The organism is Micromonospora sp. NBC_01740 (assembly GCF_035920365.1).
Classification (GTDB): domain Bacteria; phylum Actinomycetota; class Actinomycetes; order Mycobacteriales; family Micromonosporaceae; genus Micromonospora; species Micromonospora reichwaldensis.
The window spans coordinates 6,325,655-6,347,484 of the sequence record NZ_CP109150.1 but is presented as its reverse complement, the minus strand read 5'-3'; the positions used below and the strand labels follow the sequence as shown (position 1 = coordinate 6,347,484).

22 protein-coding genes and 2 pseudogenes are annotated in these 21,830 nt (G+C 70.6%); 19 read left to right on the top strand and 5 right to left on the bottom strand.

The features are described from left to right. Positions 1-299 precede the first annotated feature (299 nt). From OG989_RS27615 to OG989_RS27590, 6 genes and pseudogenes are all read left to right on the top strand, one after another. On the top strand, positions 300-674 hold the full coding sequence (locus OG989_RS27615; protein WP_225851859.1) for a cyclic-phosphate processing receiver domain-containing protein: 375 nt from the start codon (positions 300-302) through the stop codon (positions 672-674). Between the two features lie 348 nt (positions 675-1,022). Continuing rightward, on the top strand, positions 1,023-2,180 hold the full coding sequence (locus OG989_RS27610) for an IS110 family transposase (protein ID WP_327027842.1): 1,158 nt from the start codon (positions 1,023-1,025) through the stop codon (positions 2,178-2,180). Positions 2,181-2,450: 270 nt separating this feature from the next. Next, the gene (locus OG989_RS27605) at positions 2,451-3,386 is read left to right on the top strand and encodes a serine/threonine protein phosphatase (RefSeq protein ID WP_327028943.1); all 936 of its coding nucleotides are present in this window, start codon (positions 2,451-2,453) and stop codon (positions 3,384-3,386) included. Positions 3,387-3,647: 261 nt separating this feature from the next. After that, positions 3,648-4,805, top strand: coding sequence for an IS110 family transposase (locus OG989_RS27600; RefSeq protein WP_327027842.1), 1,158 nt, complete (start codon positions 3,648-3,650; stop codon positions 4,803-4,805). 212 nt (positions 4,806-5,017) lie between these two features. Continuing rightward, positions 5,018-5,410 (top strand): annotated as a pseudogene (locus tag OG989_RS27595) (transposase family protein); the annotation flags it as partial. Between the two features lie 140 nt (positions 5,411-5,550). Next, entirely contained in the window at positions 5,551-6,402 is an 852-nt protein-coding gene (locus OG989_RS27590; RefSeq protein WP_327028942.1) for a hypothetical protein, read from the top strand. Between the two features lie 84 nt (positions 6,403-6,486). Here OG989_RS27590 and OG989_RS27585 read toward each other — a convergent pair. After that, a pseudogene (locus tag OG989_RS27585) lies at positions 6,487-6,648 on the bottom strand (IS5/IS1182 family transposase); the annotation flags it as partial. A 716-nt stretch (positions 6,649-7,364) separates the two neighbouring features. Between OG989_RS27585 and OG989_RS27580 the strand changes: the two are divergent. The 7 genes from OG989_RS27580 to OG989_RS27550 all read left to right on the top strand — a co-directional run bounded on the left by OG989_RS27580 (position 7,365) and on the right by OG989_RS27550 (position 12,968). After that, positions 7,365-8,588 (top strand): ABC transporter substrate-binding protein, encoded by a 1,224-nt coding sequence (locus OG989_RS27580; RefSeq protein ID WP_327028941.1) that lies wholly within the window; start codon positions 7,365-7,367, stop codon positions 8,586-8,588. A gap of 61 nt (positions 8,589-8,649) precedes the next feature. After that, positions 8,650-9,525, top strand: coding sequence for a branched-chain amino acid ABC transporter permease (locus tag OG989_RS27575; protein ID WP_151452327.1), 876 nt, complete (start codon positions 8,650-8,652; stop codon positions 9,523-9,525). Then, positions 9,522-10,541, top strand: coding sequence for a branched-chain amino acid ABC transporter permease (locus tag OG989_RS27570; RefSeq protein WP_151452326.1), 1,020 nt, complete (start codon positions 9,522-9,524; stop codon positions 10,539-10,541). The genes OG989_RS27575 and OG989_RS27570 overlap by 4 nt, the downstream gene beginning before the upstream one ends. Next, a complete protein-coding gene (locus tag OG989_RS27565; protein ID WP_327028940.1) occupies positions 10,534-11,412 on the top strand; it encodes an ABC transporter ATP-binding protein in 879 nt (292 codons plus the stop codon). The genes OG989_RS27570 and OG989_RS27565 overlap by 8 nt, the downstream gene beginning before the upstream one ends. Then, positions 11,399-12,130: an ABC transporter ATP-binding protein gene (locus OG989_RS27560; protein ID WP_151452325.1), complete on the top strand. Its 732-nt coding sequence runs from the start codon at positions 11,399-11,401 to the stop codon at positions 12,128-12,130. Before OG989_RS27565 ends, OG989_RS27560 begins: the two co-directional genes overlap by 14 nt. 140 nt (positions 12,131-12,270) lie before the next feature. Beyond that, on the top strand, positions 12,271-12,549 hold the full coding sequence (locus tag OG989_RS27555) for a hypothetical protein (RefSeq protein WP_327028939.1): 279 nt from the start codon (positions 12,271-12,273) through the stop codon (positions 12,547-12,549). After that, complete coding sequence (locus tag OG989_RS27550; RefSeq protein WP_327028938.1) at positions 12,543-12,968, top strand: LLM class flavin-dependent oxidoreductase; 426 nt, start codon at positions 12,543-12,545, stop codon at positions 12,966-12,968. The genes OG989_RS27555 and OG989_RS27550 overlap by 7 nt, the downstream gene beginning before the upstream one ends. On the opposite strand, the gene tnpB is transcribed toward OG989_RS27550, so the two are convergent. After that, positions 12,890-14,284, bottom strand: coding sequence for an IS607 family element RNA-guided endonuclease TnpB (tnpB, locus tag OG989_RS27545; RefSeq protein WP_327028937.1), 1,395 nt, complete (start codon positions 14,282-14,284; stop codon positions 12,890-12,892). The genes OG989_RS27550 and tnpB overlap by 79 nt on opposite strands. Next, a complete protein-coding gene (locus OG989_RS27540; protein ID WP_327028936.1) occupies positions 14,281-14,862 on the bottom strand; it encodes an IS607 family transposase in 582 nt (193 codons plus the stop codon). The genes tnpB and OG989_RS27540 overlap by 4 nt, the downstream gene beginning before the upstream one ends. 67 nt (positions 14,863-14,929) lie before the next feature. Here OG989_RS27540 and OG989_RS27535 point away from each other — a divergent pair, with 67 nt between their 5' ends. From OG989_RS27535 to OG989_RS27520, 4 genes are all read left to right on the top strand, one after another. Further along, positions 14,930-15,163: a hypothetical protein gene (locus tag OG989_RS27535; protein ID WP_327028935.1), complete on the top strand. Its 234-nt coding sequence runs from the start codon at positions 14,930-14,932 to the stop codon at positions 15,161-15,163. Positions 15,164-15,241: 78 nt separating this feature from the next. Next, positions 15,242-15,964, top strand: coding sequence for an SDR family NAD(P)-dependent oxidoreductase (locus OG989_RS27530; RefSeq protein WP_151452323.1), 723 nt, complete (start codon positions 15,242-15,244; stop codon positions 15,962-15,964). 10 nt (positions 15,965-15,974) lie between these two features. After that, positions 15,975-17,192, top strand: coding sequence for an acetyl-CoA C-acetyltransferase (locus OG989_RS27525; RefSeq protein ID WP_327028934.1), 1,218 nt, complete (start codon positions 15,975-15,977; stop codon positions 17,190-17,192). Then, positions 17,192-18,007, top strand: coding sequence for an SDR family NAD(P)-dependent oxidoreductase (locus tag OG989_RS27520; RefSeq protein WP_151452321.1), 816 nt, complete (start codon positions 17,192-17,194; stop codon positions 18,005-18,007). The genes OG989_RS27525 and OG989_RS27520 overlap by 1 nt, the downstream gene beginning before the upstream one ends. 17 nt (positions 18,008-18,024) lie before the next feature. Here OG989_RS27520 and OG989_RS27515 read toward each other — a convergent pair whose 3' ends face one another. Next, positions 18,025-18,621 (bottom strand): TetR/AcrR family transcriptional regulator, encoded by a 597-nt coding sequence (locus OG989_RS27515; RefSeq protein WP_151452320.1) that lies wholly within the window; start codon positions 18,619-18,621, stop codon positions 18,025-18,027. Positions 18,622-18,872: 251 nt separating this feature from the next. Here OG989_RS27515 and OG989_RS27510 point away from each other — a divergent pair, with 251 nt between their 5' ends. Further along, positions 18,873-19,745, top strand: a complete 873-nt coding sequence (locus tag OG989_RS27510; protein WP_327028933.1) for an SDR family NAD(P)-dependent oxidoreductase — start codon at positions 18,873-18,875, stop codon at positions 19,743-19,745. Further along, on the top strand, positions 19,738-21,330 hold the full coding sequence (locus OG989_RS27505) for a class I adenylate-forming enzyme family protein (protein WP_327028932.1): 1,593 nt from the start codon (positions 19,738-19,740) through the stop codon (positions 21,328-21,330). The genes OG989_RS27510 and OG989_RS27505 overlap by 8 nt, the downstream gene beginning before the upstream one ends. Before the next feature lie 98 nt (positions 21,331-21,428). On the opposite strand, the gene OG989_RS27500 is transcribed toward OG989_RS27505, so the two are convergent. Further along, the gene (locus tag OG989_RS27500) at positions 21,429-21,830 is read right to left on the bottom strand and encodes a thioesterase family protein (protein WP_151452318.1); all 402 of its coding nucleotides are present in this window, start codon (positions 21,828-21,830) and stop codon (positions 21,429-21,431) included.

The window sequence follows — 21,830 nt, the reverse complement described above, 5'->3', positions numbered from 1 at the left end:
TGCCGATCGCCACCGGTCTCACCATCGGTAAACTGAACCTTCTCGTCCGCAACGGCGAGGCGCCTCCGGCCGGCCGCAGAGTGAAGATGGCGAACTTCACCGGAGCAGAGCCGCGGAACGTTTCGGAGCGCCGCCCGGCGGTCCCGCCGCCCTGAGGTGGGCAGCGGCAGCAAGCTACCGAGGCCAGAAACACTCATCCGCACATCGGCACGACCGTGCACTACGCCGGGCGGGGGCCAACGCGCGGACATCGGCAGATCCGGATGCCGGAACACGGCGACTTCAGGCATCATCTCTGGGTGGATGCCAGCGGGGCCAGGATCGTTCTGGTTGATGATCTGCGTTCCTTCGTGGACGGCCGCAGTGCGGGAGTGGCCCGTAGCAGTGCGGCTGGGGTTCAGCTCCTCGACCGGTACCGGGGGCAGCGGTTGGACGAGTTGTGGCTGGACCATGACCTGGGCGGGGACGACACGATCTGGCCGGTCGTGGAGGTGCTGGAACGGGCCGCCTTCGAGGATCGCCGGTTCGACATCGGTGTCGTCTACGTCCACTCCGCCAACCCGGCTGGTGCCACGAAGATCGTCCAGGTTCTGCGGCGTTGGGGCTACCAGGTCCACGTCGCGTCGGGCTCGACGGACGTCGGCTATCTCGACGGGACCGCCAGCGCGAGCTGACCGGTCTGGGTGAACTCCGATCGGCTCATCGTTGTCGGCGACTTGATTACGGCATGCCTGCCCTTCGGCAACCCACCAGCTCGTTGGGACGCCGTGCGGCGATCGGATTGCGGCTACTTAGAGACTTGGTTCAGGATCGATGTCCGGCCAGACTCGGTCCAGGTGCCCGGCGAGACGCTCCCACATTGCGGCTGCCCACCGGTGTCATTGGTGTGGCTCTCTCATGGCCTGCGGTCTCGCCGGGCACCGCGCGAGGAGAGGCTGGAAAGGGGTTTGTCCTGCTCGAAGTAGCGGTGCCCTCCTTGCTGACAACCCCATCCGGTTCAGCCAAGGGAGGCGCCGATGTCTGTGATCATCGGGATGGACCCGCACAAGCGCTCGGCCACCATCGAGGTCGTCGACGAACGTGCCCGGGTGCTCGCAGTGGGCAGGTACGGCACCGACAAGACCGGCTACGCGCAGATGCTCGCCGCCGGCCGCCAGTACGCCGATCGGGTGTGGGCGGTCGAGGGTTGCAACGGCATCGGCAAGCACATCGCCCACCGCCTGCTGCATGACGGTGAGACGGTGCTCGACGTACCCGCGAAGCTGTCGGCGCAGGTGCGGGTGTTCGCCAGCGGCAACGGCCGCAAGACCGACCCGGTGGATGCGCACTCGGTCGCGATGGTCGCACTGCGCACCCCGAACCTCGTGCAAGTCCAGCTCGACCCGGACCTGCAGGTGATGGGAATGCTGGTCGACCGTCGCGACGAGTTGGGCCGCGCCAGGACGCAGACCATCAACCGGCTGCACCGGCTGCTGCTGGAGCTTTTTCCCGGCGGGGCAAAGCAATTCCTGTCCGCACGACAGGCACGGGCGCTGATCGCGACCATCAAACCCCGCGACATCGTGGGCAAGACCCGGCGCCGTCTCGCCGTCGAGCTCATCGGTGAACTCGAGGGCATCGACAAGAAGATCAAGACCGCGGAGAAGGACCTCAAGGAACTGGTGGTCGCCCGCAGCTCCACCCTGATGGACCTGCACGGCATCGGCCCCTCAGGTGCAGCCCGGCTGCTGGCAGACGTCGGCGACATCCGCCGCTTCGCCGACCGCGACCGGTTCGCGTCCTGGAACGGCACCGCCCCGCTGGACGCCTCCTCCGGCGACCAGAAGCGTCACCGACTCTCCCGCGCCGGCAACCGCCGCATCAACCGCACACTGCACATCATGGCCGTCGTCCAGCTGCGCAACCGCACCGAAGGCCGCGCCTACTTCGACGCGAAGAAGGCCGCCGGGAAGACCTCCATGGAAGCCATGCGCGCCCTCAAACGCCGACTGTCCAACGTCGTCTACGCCCGCATGATCACCGACCAGAAACGCAGGCAGGCGGCGGATCCGGGAGGGCACTCGGGGACGACTCTGCAATCCAGCGTGACCGACCTAACCCCGGACATCGGCCCTTCGGACAAGCCACTTCCCGGACCCGCCACCAACCACCCTAAACCCCTGGTGTCAGCGGCGCCTTGACATAAAGGGGTGCCATGACAGTGCGTTGTCATGGCGCCCTGCCAGCATTTCCCGAACCCGTTCAGAACCGTCACTGTCAATCGGGCGCGTCAATCAGCCTGGCGAAGGAGACCACTTCGCACCGTGTCCAAGGGCTGTCGCTCGATGGCATGATGCAGTGGTGGTCCTCACGCGACGTTCCCGCCATGACGGCGTCGCGGCGCTGCTGGCCGGGCGCACCGATGGTGAACTGGCAGCGTTGTTGCGGGCCGCGTCACTCAGGGCGTGGGCGTGGGCGGCAGCTCTTCGATCGCCGACGTCGACGGCGTGCCCGTGTTCGTCAAGCGGGTCCCGATCACCGACCGGGAGCTGGCTCATCCACACAGCACAGCGAACCTGTTCGGCATGCCAGTCCATTGGCAATACGGCATGTACCGCCTGGCTGGCCCGGGCTTCGGCGCGTGGCGCGAACTGGCCGCGAACCAGAGCGTCACTGAGGGCGTCCTCGCCGGCGAGGCGGAATCGTTCCCGTTGCTGTACCACTGGCGGGTGCTGCCCGGCCGCCCGCCGGTCGCGGCCGAGCACCTCGACATCGACGCCGTCGTCGCCCAGTTCGGCGGTAACCAGGCCGTGCGTGTGCGCTTTGAAGCGCTGGCGGGCGCCACCGCGAGCCTCGTGCTGTTCCTCGAACATCTCCCCGACGAGCTGCCTCGCTGGCTGAGCGACCCGGTCGGCAGAGCCGCGGCGGTCGAGCGGCAGCTGTTCGAGATGGTGGCGTTCCTGCGTAACCGCGAGATACTGCACTTGGACGGACACTTCGGCAACATCCGGGCCGACGAAGAGCGGCTTTACCTTGTCGACTTCGGGCTCGCCACCTCGCCGCGCTTCGACCTGTCGGACGCCGAGCGCGACTTCGCTGCCCGCAATGCCGGTCATGATGCCGACTATGCTTCCATGCGGCTGGTGAACTGGTTGGTCACCTCAGTATGCGGGGTGCCCGTGCCGGTCGGCAGCGGTCCCGTTGCACGCGACCAGTTTGTGCGCCGATGCGCGGCCGGCGATATCCCACCGGACCTGCCGCCGCCCATAGGGGAAATCATCGCCAGACATGCCCCCGCCGCCGCCCGGATGAACGACTTCTGCTGGCGCTTGTTCGACGGCGACCTTCAGGCCGAGTATCCCGGCAACGAGAATGCAGTCCAGATCATTGCGGATCGGGCAGGTTGAGCAAGGGAACTAGGCACTCACATCGGCTACTTAGAGACTTGGTTCAGGATCGATGTCCGGCCAGACTCGGTCCAGGTGCCCGGCGAGACGCTCCCACATTGCGGCTGCCCACCGGTGTCATTGGTGTGGCTCTCTCATGGCCTGCGGTCTCGCCGGGCACCGCGCGAGGAGAGGCTGGAAAGGGGTTTGTCCTGCTCGAAGTAGCGGTGCCCTCCTTGCTGACAACCCCATCCGGTTCAGCCAAGGGAGGCGCCGATGTCTGTGATCATCGGGATGGACCCGCACAAGCGCTCGGCCACCATCGAGGTCGTCGACGAACGTGCCCGGGTGCTCGCAGTGGGCAGGTACGGCACCGACAAGACCGGCTACGCGCAGATGCTCGCCGCCGGCCGCCAGTACGCCGATCGGGTGTGGGCGGTCGAGGGTTGCAACGGCATCGGCAAGCACATCGCCCACCGCCTGCTGCATGACGGTGAGACGGTGCTCGACGTACCCGCGAAGCTGTCGGCGCAGGTGCGGGTGTTCGCCAGCGGCAACGGCCGCAAGACCGACCCGGTGGATGCGCACTCGGTCGCGATGGTCGCACTGCGCACCCCGAACCTCGTGCAAGTCCAGCTCGACCCGGACCTGCAGGTGATGGGAATGCTGGTCGACCGTCGCGACGAGTTGGGCCGCGCCAGGACGCAGACCATCAACCGGCTGCACCGGCTGCTGCTGGAGCTTTTTCCCGGCGGGGCAAAGCAATTCCTGTCCGCACGACAGGCACGGGCGCTGATCGCGACCATCAAACCCCGCGACATCGTGGGCAAGACCCGGCGCCGTCTCGCCGTCGAGCTCATCGGTGAACTCGAGGGCATCGACAAGAAGATCAAGACCGCGGAGAAGGACCTCAAGGAACTGGTGGTCGCCCGCAGCTCCACCCTGATGGACCTGCACGGCATCGGCCCCTCAGGTGCAGCCCGGCTGCTGGCAGACGTCGGCGACATCCGCCGCTTCGCCGACCGCGACCGGTTCGCGTCCTGGAACGGCACCGCCCCGCTGGACGCCTCCTCCGGCGACCAGAAGCGTCACCGACTCTCCCGCGCCGGCAACCGCCGCATCAACCGCACACTGCACATCATGGCCGTCGTCCAGCTGCGCAACCGCACCGAAGGCCGCGCCTACTTCGACGCGAAGAAGGCCGCCGGGAAGACCTCCATGGAAGCCATGCGCGCCCTCAAACGCCGACTGTCCAACGTCGTCTACGCCCGCATGATCACCGACCAGAAACGCAGGCAGGCGGCGGATCCGGGAGGGCACTCGGGGACGACTCTGCAATCCAGCGTGACCGACCTAACCCCGGACATCGGCCCTTCGGACAAGCCACTTCCCGGACCCGCCACCAACCACCCTAAACCCCTGGTGTCAGCGGCGCCTTGACATAAAGGGGTGCCATGAGCGAGCACCGCGTCGGGTCGTGGAGGCGCGTCCGGCTGAGAGGGCTCGCGCGCACAGACGGGCCCCAACGCCTGGCTAGGATCCGTCAAGGCTGGCTGATCTTCAGCCGAGCGGGATAGCGCCGATAAGGCACATCCACGGTTAAGTATCGGTTTGTGTCGATTGCTGCGCATGAACCAAACCCAACGGCGCAGCAGGTCATCGTCGATGCCGTAGGCCGACTGGTGTGGGCCTCACCGGCACTACCGGGCTCGGCGCGCGACCTCACCGCCGCCCGCATTCACGGCATCACCGACGCGCTGACCAGCGCAGACGTGATGACCTTCGCCGACAAGGGCTACCAGGGCGCTCGCGGCAGCTTGCGCACACCCTTCAAGCGGCGACGCTTCCGACCGAAGCTGTCACGCCGACAGAAGGTGGTCAACCGGACGCACGCACGCAACCGTGCTCGTGGCGAACGCGCCATCGCCACGCTCAAGACCTGGAAGATCCTGTCCAAGCTGCGCTGCTGCCCACGCCGCGCCACCGCCATCGTGCAGGCCATCCTCGTCCTGCACCACGTCGAAGCCAACCGCTACGCAGGATGAACATGGTTCATTCATGATGGTCATTGTTGCGCACTGTGATACTCATACAACCCTGCGCACTTCACGCTGTCAGGGATCGCAGAGACTAGGAGTCTGTCATGCTCGTCCCGACCATGCGGCGATCGGCGGCCCGAGCCGCCGTGATCCTGCTGGCCACGGCAGCGGCCACGGCCGTAATCGCCGGCCCGGCCTCGGCCCACCCGGCCCTGACCATCTCCGCCAGCCCCACCACCGTCACCGCCGGATCGACCGTCACCCTGACGATCACCGGAACCTCGAACGGCAACTACACCAACGCCCGCATCGAGGTCTCCGCCGGCTCCGGCACCGCCGGCACCACCGGCACGCTCACCTCGTTCACGTCTAGCCCCACCTGCGGCTCGGGCATCCCGTCCACACCCACCTGCTCAGAGATCACCAACAAGTACAAGCTCTACCCGATCAATCTCACCAACAACCAGGCGTTTTCCTACACCATCACCTTCACAGTCGACTCCGCCACAACGGCGGGCACGTTCAAGGGCAACGCCCAGTTCTACACCTCCAGCAACAGCACCATTGGCCTGACCACCGGCCCCACCATCACCGTCAACCCCGCCACGTCCGACCTGATCCTCACCAAGGGGCCTGTCAACCGCAGCGGCAACCAGCTCAATTTCAACTGGACCAGCGCCAACGTGGGACCGGTCGCCAGCACCAACCCGAACGTCTTCTCGGGCAGCGCCGACCCAGCCGGCTTCGCCAGCCAGGTCTCCAGTGCCTGCACCGGCGGTTTCGTCTCCGGACAGTCCTTCTCCTGCGGCCTGAACTTCGTCATTCCCGCAGGCGCGACCAACCAGCCAGGAAACGCCTTCTTCAACGTCAACCTGCTCGCGCTCGGCACCTACACGGTGTCCATCAGCCTGATCCCGGCCAACGAAGCCAACCCCGCCGACAACACCATCAGCTGGAACTGCACCGTGCTGACCGGTCTCATCATCACCTGCACCTGATCCCCGGATCCAACCCGCCATGGTTGCCCACGTAACCGAAGCGGCCACGTGGGCAACCATGGCCGGACCATGAGCTATCTTCCATCCTGCGTAGCGGCCCGCTTCGACGTGATGCACGACCAGGATGGCCTGCACGATCGCGGTGGCTTGGTGGGGGCAGCAGCGCAACTTGGTCAGGATTCTCCAGGTCTTGAGCGTGGCGATGGCCCGTTCGCCGCGAGCGCGGATCCCCGCGTGGACCCTCGACCGGTGTCGCCGGACGCTCCGGCAGCCCTCTGCCGATCGCGTACGCCCGGCGCCGGCGATGCCAGGCGGCGGGATCGATCGGCTGGGCCGGCCGTGATCTGCGCGGTGCCCCCGACCGGCTCCGGATCGCCGAAGACCGCGTCGGCCTGGTCCTCGGCGCACCCGCTGTGTGTGACGCCGCTGGATCACTTCCATGTTGTCCCGGCACTGGCCGAGGACGTCCACGCCACCGGCCGGTCGGCGGTTTCCACGGCCCGTGCCGTTCGGGCAGATCCCGCCCCGGCGACCCGTCGCCGGGCTCCGCCCGCCGACCGCGAGGTCGGCTCGATCCGTCGTTGGTGACGGAGTGTAATCGATCTTGTGGGCGCTGGAGTGGCCCGCGGCGCGCAGGTGCCTGGTGATCTCGCTCGGCGACCGGGGCTGAGCTGCGAAGCCGTCGGCGTGTCCCAGCAGTCGGACGACTTCGAAGATGAAAGTGCTTCTTGATTCATTCGTAACATGCAGCTCACATTGTGGTGCTTGACACAGCCCGCGGCTGACACCATCATTGGAAACAACCAAGCGCTTGCTAGGTTCTGGGGAGGGGTGGCCCTCATTCCCGGCCGGAGCCTCGTGGGCGCGCGGCAGCCACCGGTCGGCCGTCCGGGCCGGCCGACCGACTTCGACGCGAGACGCACAACTACCTATCACTGACGACCGGCAAGGCAGGGATAGAAGTGGCCGTATCAAGAAGTGGCACCACCGGTCTGGCGACGGGCCTGGTTGCCCTGTTGCTGGCCGTCACCGGCTGTGGTGGAGGCGGCGGCAACGACAAGCCCACCGATGGGACCGCCTCCGGGTCCCCCATCATCATCGGGATGGACGAGGACAGCACCGGTCCGGGCGCGTCCTACAGCACGATCGCCGGCGAGACGATCCGGCTGGCCGTGCAGGACGTCAACGACAAGGGCGGGGTCCTCGGCCGTCCGCTACGCCTGGTCGTCGAGAACGACGAGAGCGATCCGACCAAGGTTCCCGCGGTGCTGCAGAAGCTCGCCGGACAGGGTGCCAAGGCACTGCTGCTGCAGAGCGGCAGCGCGGCGATCATGCAGGCCAAGTCGACGCTGACCCAGCTCGGGTTGCCGGCGATCGCACCGACCGGCGTCACCGCCACGCTGGTCGAGCCGCCCAACAACGAGCTGATCTACATGCTCGCCAACACCACCGCCGACTGGGCCGACGTCTACTGCGGCGCGTTCAAGGCGGCGAACATCAGCAAGCTGGGCGTGTTGACCGACGACACCACCACCATCGCCGCGCTCAACAAGTCGCTGCTGGGCGGGCTCGGCTGCGTCACGGTGGTGGCCACCGAGAAGGGCGCCGCCAACGCCTCCGACCTCTCCGCCCAGGTGGCCCGGCTGAAGAACGCCAACCCGGACGCCGTGCTGGTGACGAGCGTCGGCGGTGCCTTCGAGGTGCTCGCCCAGAACACCCTGGCCCGGCAGTTCTCCGGCAAGCCGCGGTTCTCGCTGGCGTCGATCGGCAACCAGCCCTCCTCCTGGAAATTGGCCAACGCCGGTGCGCTGGAGGGCCTGATCTTCATGGGCTCGATCAACCAGGAGAACCCCCGCACCAAGGCGCTCACCGAGCTGCTCAAGAAGAAGCACGGCAAGGACTATGAGGTCACCGCGTACGACGCGCAGGCCTGGGACTCGGTGCAGCTGCTGAAGCTGGCCATCGAGAAGGCCGGCAGCCCGGACGACCCGGCGAAGCTGAACACCGCGATCCAGAGCCTCACCGGCTACTCGGCCAGCTTCGGACAGCCGAACTTCACCCTGTCGTTCTCGGCGACGAAGCATCTCGGCGCGGATGGCCTGTGCGGGCTCTCCCTGATCGAGTTCGGTGCCGACAACAAGCCGAAGGGCCCCTGGTCCACCTTCCAGCCGCCCTGTTCCGGTTGATCCGGTGGAGGGGGCCGGCCGTCGAGGCCGGTCTCCTCCCGCCGTTCCCGAGGGAGTGACGATGACAGATCCCCAGCTCTGGCTCTCCGCGGTGGAGATGGGCTGTTTCTTCGGCATGCTGGCCCTGGCCTACTACCTTGTCCAGGTCGGTGCCGGTTTCTTCAACTTCGCCATCGGCCCGTACGCGATGATGGGCGGCCTCTGCACGAGTTGGCTGGTCATCGAGTACGACCTCGGCGTCTGGTCGGCCGCCGGCATAGCGGTGGCGGTCACCCTGCTGCTCGCGGCCGTCACCGAGCTGGGCGTCGTCCGGCCGGTGCAGCGGCGCAGCGGCGGCGGTGAGCTCCCCGCCCTGGTCGCGGTGGCCGCCGTGCTCTTCGCCATCCAGCAGTTCGCCGGGTACCTCTTCGGCCACCCGACGTTGCCGGGGCAGAACCTGGCCACCTTCGAACCGGTCACGGTCGGCGAGATCGTGGTCCAGCCCAGCTCGTTCCTGCTGATCGGCGTGACGCTGTTCGCCTTCGGCCTGGTCGCGGTCTGGATCAGATCAACCCGGACCGGCCGGATGTTGCGGGCGGTCGGGGACAGCAAACAGGCGGCGTCCCTGCTCGGCCTGCCGGTCAACCGGATCCGGCTGATCGCCTTCCTGCTGGCGGGCTTCCTCGCCGCGCTGGCCGGGCTGCTCTTCGCCCCCAAGGCCGGCGTGCACTCGCTCTCGGGACTGCACTGGTCGCTGTCCGGCTTCCTCGCCGTCGTGATCGGCGGCACGGGTTCGGTCTGGGCGCCTCTCTTCGGCGGGATGCTGCTCGGCCTGGCCGAGGTCTTCCTGCCCTATTACTTCGGGGGCCAGTCACACGTGTACGGGATGCTCCTGATCGCCCTGCTCTTCTTCGCCTTCCGTCCCCAGGGACTCTTCGTCCGGATGGTGCGCGCATGACCGGCACGGCGGCGCCTCGCATCGAGGGCCCGCCGAGGCGCCGCGACATCCGTCAGGTGCCCGGCATCGGCGGGCTCGCCCTCGGCGTCGCCGCGGCGGTGCTGATCCTGGCCTGGGTGGGCTCCGACGGCTACCGGCAGACGCTCGTCACCGCCAGTGTCACGTACGCGCTGATCGCCCTCGGCATGTACGTGCCGTACCTGATGGCGGGCTCGCTGTCGATGGCCTACAGCGCGTACGCCGGCATCGGTGGGTACGCCGTCGGCCTGATCTCGACCCGTACCGACCTGCCACTCCTGCTGGCCTGGATCGCGGGCCCGATCGTGGCGGCGCTCATCGCGGTCCTGCTGGGGCTCGCCACCCGGCGGCTCTCCGGGTTCTTCCTCGCGGCGGTGACCCTGCTCTTCGGGATGGCGTTCACCGCGTTCCTCATCGACGGCGAGGGGATCACCGGCGGCTCCGCCGGCCTGGGCAACCTGCGTCCGTTGCACCTGTTCGGCTGGACGCCGAGCCACTACCAGGTGGTGGTCGGCTCGGTGGTGGTGGTCTGCGTCGTCGCCTTCCTGCTGGACCGGTTGCGCCTGTCGCCGTGGGGCGTGATCGTGCGGACGATGCGGGACGCTCCCCGGGCGGTGGAGGCGGCCGGTGTCCGCGTACCGATGATGAACCTGGTCGCGCTGGCGCTCGGCGCGGCGATCGCCGCGGTCGGCGGCGGCCTGTTCACCTACTCGGCCGGCAGCGTCACGCCCGACACCTTCACGCTGAACATCGTCTTCCTGGCGATCTTCATGCCGCTGATCGGCGGCTCCGGCACCCCCTGGGGCGCGGTCGCCGGCGCCGTGCTCGCCGTCCAGCTGACCTTGAACTTCCCGGCCGTGCAGGCCAGCGGCACGTTGCTGCTCGCGCTGGGCGTGCTGGTCATCATGCTGGTCGCGCCGAAGGGCGTGATCGGCTACGCCGACGAGCTGAGACGGCGCGCGATCGCGTTGCCACGGAGGGGGCGTACCGGTGGATGAGACGGAGCTGCTGGTCGGCCGCGGCCTGACCAAGCGGTACGGCGGGGTGACCGCGCTGGCGGAGGTGTCCTTCGAGCTGCGTCCGGGCGAGATCCTCGGCCTGGTCGGGCCGAACGGAGCCGGCAAGACGACCCTGGTGGACCTGATCTCCGGCGCGCAGGCGGCCACCGCCGGCGAGCTGCTGCTGCGCGGTCGCAAGCTCACCGGTCCGGCGTCCCGGCGGGCTCGGGTCGGCCTCGGGCGGACCTTCCAGTACCCGCAGCTGGCGCTGCACCTGAGCGTGCGGGACAACCTGCTGCTCGGCCGGCACGCGCGACGGCACGGCACGCCCTGGCAGATGCTGGTCGGCGCGTTCGCCGGCGCAATGCGCCCGGAGCGCCCCGCCGACCGGGAGGCCGTCAGGCAACTGGCGGGGGAACTGGGCATCGAGGGGCTCGACCGGATGGCGGGTGACCTCACGTTGGGCGAGCAACGCCTGGTCGAGGTCGGCCGGGCCCTGGGCCAGGATCCGGTGGTCCTGCTGCTCGACGAGCCCTTCGCCGGGTCGGACGCCCAGGGTGTCGCCGGCATCGCCGAGGTCATCCGGACCGTCCAGCGGCGGGGGCACGCGGTGATCCTGGTCGACCACAACGTGGACCTGGTCGCCCGGCTGGTCGACCGGGTGCTGCTGCTCGACCGGGGCCGGGTCGCCTTCGACGGTGCTCCAGCGGAGTGCCTGGCCAGCCCGGAGATGCAGCGGGTCTACTTCGGCGCGCACGACGCCGACGACGACGGTGCGGAGGACGGAGATGGCACCGGCGCGGACGGCGACGCGGCCGTCGCCGGCAACCAGGTGCGACGACAGGGGAGGGTGGAGGATGTCCGCTCATGAGTTGCGGGTGGAGGGGCTGAGCGTCCGGTACGGGCACGCCAGCGCCCTCTCCGCCGCGACGGTGACGGTGCCGGGCGGCACCATCACCGCGCTGGTCGGGCCGAACGGCGCGGGCAAGAGCAGCCTGCTGCTCGCCGCCTACGGCTCGGTGCCCGCCACCGGTCAGGTCCTGCTGGACGGCACCGACGTCAGCCGGCTGCGGCCGGCGGCCCGGGCCCGGGCGGGGATCGCGATCGTCCCACAGGGGCGGCAGCTCTTTCCGCACCTCGACGTCGTCGACAATCTCCAGGTGATGGCGGAACTGCTGCACCTGCCGCGCAGCGTCGTGCAGGGCGCGCTGGACCGCTTCCCGATCCTGCAGACCCGCCGCCGCAGCCTGGTCGGGGTGCTCTCCGGCGGCGAGCAGCAGATGTTGGTGGTGGCGCGGGCGCTGATGGGCTCGCCCCGGGTGCTGCTGCTGGACGAGATGACGACCGGGCTGGCTCCGCTGATCGTGCAGGAGCTCGGCCGGACGGTGACCGCGCTGGCCGCCGAGGGCGTGGCGGTGTTGCTCGCCGAGCCGGCCCTGGGGGTGCTGCGCCGGATCGTCGACCGTGGCTACGTACTCGTCCGGGGCGAGGTGGTGGCCTGTGAGGAGGGCGGTGGTCGCGCGCTGGACGACGCGTACCGCGCCGCGATGGGTGTGCAGCGCCCCCGCGAGCTGCGCCCGGCGAGCTGACTCTCGCCGGGCGGGTGCCGCCCACGGGCGGCCAGCCGGGTGGCCGCCCGTGGGCGCGAGCAGTTTGCCGGTGACGAACCGGGCCCGGTCGCTGGCCAGGGCCCGGTCACTGCCGAGCAAGGGATTGGTGGGCTGTCGGCATGGGGTTCAAGCTCGGCGTGATGCCGGTGCTGGGTGGGCGCGGCGCAGCCGATCCCGGCGTCACCGCGGCCTTCGTGCGGCGGATCGAGGAACTGGGCTGCGAGTCGGTCTGGGCGGTGGAGCACCTGGTGGTGCCGGAGGCCTACCGGTCCGACTATCCCTACGACCCGAGCGGCCGGATGGGGCTGGGGCCCGCCGACGACATCCCCGACCCGCTGGAGTGGTTGACCTTCGCGGCGGCGCACAGCAGCCGGCTGGTGCTCGGCAGGCCATGCTGATCCTTCCCCTGCACCACCCCGTCGGCCTGGCCAAGAGGCTGGCCACGCTGGACGTGCTCAGCGGCGGCCGGTTGATAGCCGGGGTCGGGGTGGGCTGGCTCCGCGAGGAGTACGACGCGGTCGGGGTGCCCTTCACCGGTCGGGGCCGGCTCGCCGACGAGTACCTCGACGTGCTGCGCGCGCTCTGGACCGGCGCACCGGCCAGCCATCACGGCTCTGCCGTGCGCTTCGACGCGGTGCACAGCGCGCCACGGCCCACCCGACCGGGCGGGGTCCCCGTCATGGTCGGCGGGCACAGCGTCGCGGCCGTGCGCCGCGCCGCCCGCTTCGCCACCGACTTCTATCCGTTACCTTTCAGTGCGTTTTTCGTGAGCACAAGATCGGTAGTCCTGCCTTGCGGTAGGACGGTCCCGGTCTGACCGACTGGCGTCGTGCCGGGTTCACGCTTCACGGCCACCGGCCCGCGTGTGCGGGTCTTCTGGTCGGCTCCACGCGCTGCCACCGGGCCACTCCCGGCGGTGTCGAACTCAGCCGCCAGGGCGGCCAGGTTACGGGCGGCGTTGCGGTCCCGATCGATGATTAGGCCGCACGCCTCGCAGGTGTATTCACGCTCGGACAGGGCCAGCTTGGTTTTCACCGCGCCGCAGCCCGAGCAGGTTTTCGAGGATGGGTACCAGCGGTCGGCCACAACGAGCCGGCCACCGTTCCACGAGGTCTTGTACGTCAGCTGCCGGCGGATCTCTGCGAATCCGGCGTCGGCGATGTGCCGGGCGAGCCGCCGATTACGCAGCATCCCGGTCACGTTGAGGTCTTCGACCACGATCGCGCCGCACGTCGTGGCGAGTCGGGTGGTGAGCTTGTGCAGGCCGTCGCGGCGCAGGTTCGCCACCCGGGCGTGCGCGCGGCCGAGCCGGGCCGCCGCTCGTTGCCACCGCTTTGACGCGCGGCGGCCGGTGCGTCGGTCTGGGCAGATCTTGCGCGACAGGGATCGGCCCAGCGAGCGCATCCGCTGCTGCGCGTCCGCCAGGTGGCGCGGGTTCGGTACGAGTTCGCCGGTGGACAGCACCGCGAGGTGTGTGATCCCGACGTCCACGCCGACCACACTGCCGGGCCGGGCTGGAACGCGGTCGGCCCGCTCGACCTCGACGCAGAACGCGACGTGCCACCGGCCACCGGCACGACGCACGGTGGCGGACATGATCCGCGCGGTGCCGTTGTCGAGACGGCGTGCCAGCTTCCGCGCGGACTCGTGAAGCTTCAACCGACCCAGCCGGGGCAGCACCACGTGCATCCGGTCGGGCTCGACACGGATCGCGCCGGTGGTGAACCGCACCGACGGGGTGGTGTGGCGGCGGGACTTGAACCGGGGAAACCCGACCGGGCGTCCGGCCCGCGCGCCCTTGCGGGAGTCGGACCAGTTCTTCAAGCCGCGGGCCAGGGCGTCCAGACCGGTGTTGAACGCCTCCTTGGACACCTCGCCCCACCACGGCGCGACGTCGGGCTTGGCTGCGTTCCATGCCTTGCGCAGCCCGGCGAGGGACCATGACAGCGATGGGGTCAACTGCTCGTCCGGCACCCCGTAGGAACGTTCGGCTGTCCGCTGGTCCATGACCGCCTTGACTCGGGACAGTGCCCAGTTGTGCGCGACCCGGGCGGCCCCGGCATGCGCGAGCGCATCGCGCTCTTGGCTGGGCGTGAGGTCAAGCGCGAACCGGTACGCCTGGATGGCCTTCACGCCGGGTCGTCCTCGGTGGCCGCTTTGACGGCCCGGCGGACGCGGTTCGCGGCGGCGTGTCGCCCGTACAGGCGGGCGCACAGCGACGTCAGGATCTCGGTCACGTCCCGAACGAGGTCGTCGTCGACCTCGTTCGGGTCGACCACCAGCAGGCGGCGGCCCTGCGCGGCCAAAGCGGCCTCCACGTACTCGGCCCCGAACCGGGCGAACCGGTCCCGGTGCTCGACCACGATCGTCGACACCTGCGGGTCACGCAGTAAGGCGAGGAACTTCTTACGGTGCCCGTTGAGCGCGGAGCCAACCTCGATTACCACGCGGTCCACGCCGAGCTTCTGGCCAGTGGCCCACACGGTGACGCGGGCGACTTGCCGGTCCAGGTCCGACTTCTGGTCGGCCGAGGACACCCGGGCGTACACCACGACCTGCCCGGAATCTGTCGTCGCGCCTGTCACCGGCTCTCCGACCATGATCAGGCGGCCTAGCCGGTACGTGGGGACAGGCAGCGTCCCGGCCGCGTACTGCCGCCGAGCGGTGATGTACGCGACGCCGGTGGACGCAGCCCATTCCTTCAAGTTCACCCGACCACTATGGCAGCTCATAGAGCGCTAAAGATTCTCGACACGGCAGCAGTTGCAACCCCTCGGCGTGGACGTGCCGGCCCTGGCCCGGCTGCTGGACCGGCTCCGCGCCGAGTGCGCGGCGCTCGGCCGGGATCCGGTCGAGGTCGCGGTGACCGTACGGGGCCCGGGGACCCGGGCGGAGGCGGACGCCCTGCGTGAGCTGGGCGTGACGCGGGTGGTCATCCGGGCCGACCCACGGGACCCGGAACTGCTCGCCACGACGATCGACAGGTACCGGCGCGAGACCCTGGGAGAGTGACGGCGGCGCGGGGCGCGGCGAACGCGGCCGGTCGGCCGGACCGTTGCTATTCAACCAAGCGCTTGCTAGGTTCGTTTCATGGACTTCGCCTTTCCGGCCGGTGAGACGGTTGTCGTCACCGGCGCCGGCAGCGGGATCGGCCGGGCGACCGCGTTGCTGGCCGCCGCCGCCGGTCTGCGGGTGGCCGCGTGGGACGTCCAGGACCGGGCGGTCGCCGGAACGGCGGACGAGATCGTCGCCGGTGGTGGCGCCGCCCTCGCGCTGACCGTCGACGTGGCCGATCCCGCGGCGGTACGGGCGGCGCTCGCCGCCAGCGGCCCCGCCCGTTACCTGGTCAACAACGCCGGCCCGGCGAGCAGCACCGACCTCGACTTCGACCGGGCGCTCGCGCTCACCGTGGGCAGCGTGCGGACGGTCACCGACGCGTGGCTCGCCGGCCGCCCCGGCGCCGGAGCGGCGGTCGTCAACGTCGCCTCGGTCGCCGGGAACCTGGTCGGCACCGATTCCGCCTGGTACTGCGCGGGAAAGGCGGCGATCGCCGGTTACACCCGACACCTGGCCACCCGGCTCGCCCCGGCGGTACGGGCCAACGCGGTCGCGCCGGGACTGATCGACACCCCCCGTACCGCCGGCTTCGCCGCCACCGACCTCGGCCGCGACCTCGTCGCCCGCAACCCGATGGGGCGCCCCGGCCGGCCGGAGGAGGTCGCCCACGCGGTGCTCTTCCTGCTCGCGCCGCTCGCCGGCTATCTCAACGGCGTCCTGCTGCCGGTCGACGGCGGCTGGACGGTCACTCAGTGAGGAAGAACCAATGCCGGAAGCTGTCATCGTCGCCGCGGCCCGTTCACCGATCGGTCGCGCCGGCAAGGGCTCACTGGTCGGGATGCGCGCCGACGACCTCGTCACCGAGATCACCGGGGCGGCCCTGGCGCAGGTCCCCGCGCTGGATCCGCGGACCCTGGACGACGTCCTGCTGGGCTGCGCCCAGCCGGCCGGCGAGCAGGGCTACAACCTGGCCCGGATACTCGCCCTGCGGCTAGGTCTGGACGAGGTGCCCGGCACCGTCGTGCAGCGCTACTGCGCGTCGTCGGTGCAGACCACCAGGATGGCCCTGCACGCGATCAGGGCGGGGGAGGGGCACGCCTTCGTCTCCGCCGGCGTGGAGATGGTCTCCCGCTACGACCGGGGGAAGGCCGACGGCATGCCCGGCACCCACCACCCCCGCTACGCCGCCGCCGAGCAGCGCACCGCCGCCCTGACCCAGGACGGCGGGCAATGGTCCGACCCGCGTTCCGCCGGGCTGGAGCCCGACGTCTACATCGCCATGGGGCACACCGCCGAGAACGTGGCCCAGCACTGCGGGGTCAGCCGCCAGGAGCAGGACGAGTTCGCCGTACGCAGCCAGAACCTGGCCGAGCGGGCGATCGCCGACGGCTTCTTCGCCGCCGACATCACGCCGGTCACCCTGCCCGACGGCACCGTGGTCGACCGCGACGACGGCCCGCGCGCCGGGGTCACCCTGGAGAAGGTCGCCGCCCTGAAGCCGGTCTTCCGTCCCGACGGCACCGTCACCGCCGCCAACTGCTGCCCGCTCAACGACGGCGCCGCCGCCCTGGTGGTGCTCAGCGACGTACGCGCCCGCGAACTCGGCCTGACCCCGTTGGCGCGGGTGGTCTCCACCGGGGTCTCCGCGCTCAGCCCGGAGATCATGGGCCTCGGTCCCGTGCAGGCCAGCCGACGCGCGCTGGCCCACGCCGGGCTCGCCATCGGCGACATCGACCTGGTGGAGATGAACGAGGCGTTCGCGGCCCAGGTGATCCCGAGCTACCGGATGCTGGGGGTCGACCCCGACCGGCTCAACGTCCACGGCGGAGCGATCGCGCTCGGCCACCCGTTCGGCATGACCGGGGCCCGGATGACCACCACCCTGGTCAACGCGCTGCGGTTCCGGGACCGGCAGTTCGGCCTGGTGACCATGTGCACGGCGGGCGGCCAGGGCATGGCGCTGATCATCGAGCGGCTCTCCTGATGCCCGGCGTACTGGCCGGCAAGGCGGTCGTCGTCACCGGCGCCGGTCGGGGGCTGGGCGAGGCGTACGCCAGGCTCGCCGCCGCCGAGGGCGCCTCGGTCGTGGTCAACGACGTCGACACGACGGTCGCCGCGTCGGTGGCCGCCTCGATCGGGGCGCTGGCCGACGACTCGGACATCGCCACCTGGGCCGGTGCCGGCCGGTTGATCGACACCTGCCGCCAGGCGTACGGACGGATCGACGGGCTGGTCAACAACGCCGGGCTGTTCCGGCTGGCGGACCCTCGCGAGCAGGACCCCGACGAGTTCCGCCGGGTGGTGGAGGTGAACCTGCTCGGCACCGCCCACTGCGGACTGCACGCGATCCGGGCGATGCTGGCGCAGGGCTCCGGTTCGGTGGTGAACGTGACCTCCGGCGCGCAGGCCGGCACGGCGGCGCTCGCCGCGTACGGTGCGAGCAAGGGCGGAGTCGCCTCACTGACCTGGTGCTGGGCGGCGGACCTGGCCGGCACCGGGGTACGGGTCAATGCGGTCTCGCCCAACGCGCACACCCGGATGGCGGAGGCGTTCGAGCGCCACCTGGGCGACCGGGCGCGGGGGCAGAACGTGGGCAAGTCCGCGGCCAGCAACGCCCCGGCCGTCATCCATCTGCTCTCCGACGCGGCGGCCGGCGTCTCCGGTCAGGTCGTGCGGATCGACGGCGACGAGTTGTCGCTGGTGACGCCACCCCGGCAGGCCGCCAGCGTGCGGATGTCGCGGTGGACGGTCGCCGCGGTGGCCGACGCGTTCGCCGGCGACCTCGGCCGGCACCGTTAGGCGCCGTGCCCGGTCGGTCAGTTCCTGGCGCGGTTGGTCAGGCCGTCCAGGAAGAGCGAGGTGCAGTCCTCGGCGAGGCGGGAGGTGGGGTGGTCGGCGCTGGGCTTGAACCAGCGTACGGACAACCACACGGCGTCCCGCATCAGTCGATAGAGGATCTTCGGGTCGACGTCGGCGCGGAAGGTGCCCTCGGCGAGGCCGGCCTCGATGACGGTCAGCCAGGCGGTCTGCACCTCCCGGCCGGCGTTGCGGAGATAGTCGAACCGGTCGAACTGCAACAGGTAGTTGACGTCGTTCTGGTAGATCTCCGTGGCGTGCGGGTGTGCCTCGACGACCTCCAGCGAGGCCACGATCAGGTCGTGCAGGCGCTGGCGGGCGTCTGTCTCCTGTGCCAGGACCTGCGCGTAGCGCTGCTGGAGGTCCCGGAGGAAGGACGAGACGATCTCGTCGACCATCGACTCCTTGGAGTCGAAGTGGTGGTAGAGGCTGCCGGAGAGGATGCCGACGTCGTCGGCGATCTGCCGGACCGTGGTCGCCGCCACCCCCTTGCTGGCGAACAGGGCGGCGGCGCTGCCGAGGATCGCCTCGCGCCGGACTCCAGGCTCTCGCGCCATGTTTTCTCGCAGACAGACTCGACGGAACAGGGTCTTGGTCGTTGGACGTCGGAAGGGCTTCCCGCCGGACGGCCCCCGAGAGTGTACCGGCGGCATCGACGGGTCGGGTCGCTCCGGATCCAGGGTAGCGTAACCAACCAAGCGCTTGGTAAGTTTAGCGCGCGCGGCCCTGAACATCGAGTCGTGCTGATCCAGCCGATGCGGGTGGGCCGACCGCGGACGGCAGGGCGACCGGCGGCGAGAAGGCGGCGATGGCTGACGAGCGGATGACCGAGGACGACGCGCTCGACCTCCAGGCGGTGAACCGCATGACCGTGGACGCGACCCCACCGGCCCCGGCGGACGAGGAGGCGGGCCGCGGCGCCGGCCGACGGTGGTGCGGCGGACCGATGAGGGGCCGGTACGAGGGCAGGATCGCGCTGGTCACCGGCGCCGCCGCCGGGCTGGGCCGGGCCACCGCGCGCCGGTTGGCGGCCGAGGGCGCCCGGGTGGCCTGCCTGGATCTGCACGCCGACGACGCGGGCCTCGGCCCGGCCGGCCTGGCACTCGCCGGGGACGTCCGGGACGAGGCGGCGGTCGGCGAGGCGGTGGACCGGACCCTCGCGTGGGGCGGCGGCCTGGACCTGGTGGTGACCGCGGCGGGGGTGGCCTCCTTCGGCCACACCACCGACGTCCCGCTCGCCGAGTGGGAGCGGATGCTGGCGGTCAACCTGACCGGCACCTTCCTGACCGCGCGGGCGGCCTTGCCGCACCTGGGCGCGGCCCGTGGCGCGCTGGTCACGGTCTCGTCGCTGGCGGGGGTGCGGGGATACCGCTACAGCGCCGCGTACTCGGCGGCCAAGGGCGGGGTGGTCGCGTTGACCCGGGCGCTCGCCGTCGAGTACGCCCCGGCGGGGGTCAGGGTCACCTGCGTCTGCCCCGGCTCGATCGACACCGGGCTGACCCGGAACCTGCCGCCGGTGCCGGCGGCCGACCCGAGGCTGCTGGCGCACGGCCGGGCACTGGTCGACCCGCCGGTGTCCCAACCCGAGGAGATCGCGGGCGCGATCGCCTATCTCGGTTCACCGGAGGCGCGGTTCGCCACCGGTGCGGTGCTACGAATGGACGGTGGGGCAGGTGTCTGAGTTCTCCGCGGCGACGATCGAGCGGTACCACGCCGACGGTTCCTGGGACGCCGACACGATCGCCGACCTGGTGGCCCGCAACGCCGTAGCCACACCGGAGGCCGTGGCCTTCCACGCCCCGGAGGGGACGCTGACCTGGCGGGAGTACGACGCGGCGGCGACCCGGCTGGCCGGCGCGTACGTGCTCGCCGGCCTGCCGCCGGAGCGACCGCTGGCCGTCCTGCTCACCGGGGGCGCGCTCACGCACGTCGCGTACCTGGCCGCGCAGCGGGCGGGGCTGGTCACGCTGGGGCTCGGGCCCCGGGCGGGTGACGCCGAGATCAGCCACCTGCTGCGGCACACCGAGGCCGTCGCGCTGGTCAGCCGGGCCGTGCACCGGGGCCGGCCCGGTCCGGAGATCGCCCACGCCACCGGCGCGCCCGCACACCTGGAACTGGATCTGGTCGGCGGGCAGCCGGTGCTGCGCCGCGACGGCGTCGACCTGCCGATGCCGTCGGTGTCCGCCGCCGTCGACCTGCTGGAGGGTCGTGGCCTCGGCCCGGACGACCTGTTCTTCCTCAACTCCACCTCGGGCACCACCGGGCGACCCAAGTGCGTGCGGCAGACCATGAACGTGCGCAAGTACTTCGCCGCGCTGGCCGCCGACGCCGGCGCGTTCGGTCCGGACGAGGTGGTGCTCAGCGCGCTGCCCGCCCCGTACGGCTTCGGTCTCTGGAGCGCGCACGTCGTGCCGGCCCGGTACCGGTTCCCCACCGTCCTGGCCGCCGAGTTCGACCCGGCCGGGACGCTGGACCTGATCGAGCGCCACCGGGTGACCGTCCTGGCGGCGGTGACCAGCCAGTTCATCATGTTGTTGAACCACGAGTCGTTCGCCCGGCGGGATCTCTCCTCGCTGCGGGTCCTCTTCACCGGCGGCGAGCGGGTGCCGCCGCACCGGGCGATGGAGTTCGAGGAACGCACCGGTTGTGCCGTGCTCCAGTTCTACGGGTCCAACGAGGCCGGGCCGATCTCGGTGACCCGGGTGGCCGACCCCCGCCCGGCGCGGTTGGGCACCGCGGGACGACCGGTGCCGGCGATGCGGGTACGCCTGCTCGGCCCGGACGGGGAAGACGTGCCCGACGGCCCCGGCCAGGTGGCGGTGAACGGTCCCGGCTGCGCCCCCGGGTACTTCCGTGACGAGCCGGCCAACCGGCTGCTCTTCCGCCCCGACGGCTGGCTGCGCACCGGTGACCTGGGTCGGCTGGACGAGGACGGGTATCTGTCGATCACCGGGCGCACGGCGGACTTCATCATCCGTGGCGGGCACAACGTCAGCGCCCCGGTGGTGGAGGAGGCCGTCGGCGGACACCCCCGCGTGGCCCAGGTCGCGGCGCTCGGCATGCCGGACGAGGTGCTGGGGGAGCGGGTCTGCGCCTTCGTGGTGACCCGCGACGGCGGCGAGCTGACCCTCGACGAGCTGCGGGTCCACCTGGATGCGACGGGCGTGTCCAAGGTCAACTGGCCGGAGCGGCTGGTCGGGTTGCCCGCCCTGCCGCTGGGTGTCGGTGGCAAGGTCGACAAGGCGGCCCTGCGGGCCCTGCTCTGACCGTTTCGCGGGCGAGGGGCGGGCCTGGCCCGGGTCGGGCGGCCTCGGCGTTGCCTGCCCCTCTCGGCTTGCTCCCGGCCGGCGCAGGCCGGGGTGACTCAGGCTTTCGTGGCCCGGATCAGGGTCTGGGTGACCTGGCCGTTTCCGATGACGCGGCCGGCGACGGAGGCGGTCACGTCGAAGGTGATCCACCGGCCGGCCACGGTGGCGACGGTCGCCGCCACGTCGACCCGGTCACCGCTCAGCGCCGGGGCGCGGTGGTGCACCCCGATCCAGGTGCCCACGGAGGAGGCGCCGGGAGCGAGGCGGGGGCGCAGGATGCCGGCGGCGGTGTCCTCCAGGAGCCCGATCAGGGCGGGGGTGGACAGCACCGGTGGCGAACCGGGCACGTGGTCGGTGAGCATGCCGGCGCCGACCTCGAACGATCGGTCGATCCGGTCGCCGGGCGCGACGGCGGCGGTCAGTAGGTCGACCGTCTCCGGGGTTCGCCAGATCTGCAT

Excerpts from the sequence above, each read along its gene's own strand:
- OG989_RS27575 (WP_151452327.1), top strand. The coding sequence starts at position 8,650 with ATGACAGATCCCCAGCTCTGGCTCTCCGCGGTGGAGATGGGCTGTTTC.
- OG989_RS27570 (WP_151452326.1), top strand. The coding sequence starts at position 9,522 with ATGACCGGCACGGCGGCGCCTCGCATCGAGGGCCCGCCGAGGCGCCGC.
- OG989_RS27525 (WP_327028934.1), top strand. The coding sequence starts at position 15,975 with ATGCCGGAAGCTGTCATCGTCGCCGCGGCCCGTTCACCGATCGGTCGC.
- OG989_RS27515 (WP_151452320.1), bottom strand. The coding sequence starts at position 18,621 with ATGGCGCGAGAGCCTGGAGTCCGGCGCGAGGCGATCCTCGGCAGCGCC.
- OG989_RS27500 (WP_151452318.1), bottom strand. The coding sequence starts at position 21,830 with ATGCAGATCTGGCGAACCCCGGAGACGGTCGACCTACTGACCGCCGCC.
- OG989_RS27530 (WP_151452323.1), top strand. The coding sequence starts at position 15,242 with ATGGACTTCGCCTTTCCGGCCGGTGAGACGGTTGTCGTCACCGGCGCC.
- OG989_RS27510 (WP_327028933.1), top strand. The coding sequence starts at position 18,873 with ATGGCTGACGAGCGGATGACCGAGGACGACGCGCTCGACCTCCAGGCG.
- OG989_RS27555 (WP_327028939.1), top strand. The coding sequence starts at position 12,271 with ATGGGGTTCAAGCTCGGCGTGATGCCGGTGCTGGGTGGGCGCGGCGCA.
- OG989_RS27560 (WP_151452325.1), top strand. The coding sequence starts at position 11,399 with ATGTCCGCTCATGAGTTGCGGGTGGAGGGGCTGAGCGTCCGGTACGGG.
- OG989_RS27520 (WP_151452321.1), top strand. The coding sequence starts at position 17,192 with ATGCCCGGCGTACTGGCCGGCAAGGCGGTCGTCGTCACCGGCGCCGGT.
- OG989_RS27550 (WP_327028938.1), top strand. The coding sequence starts at position 12,543 with ATGCTGATCCTTCCCCTGCACCACCCCGTCGGCCTGGCCAAGAGGCTG.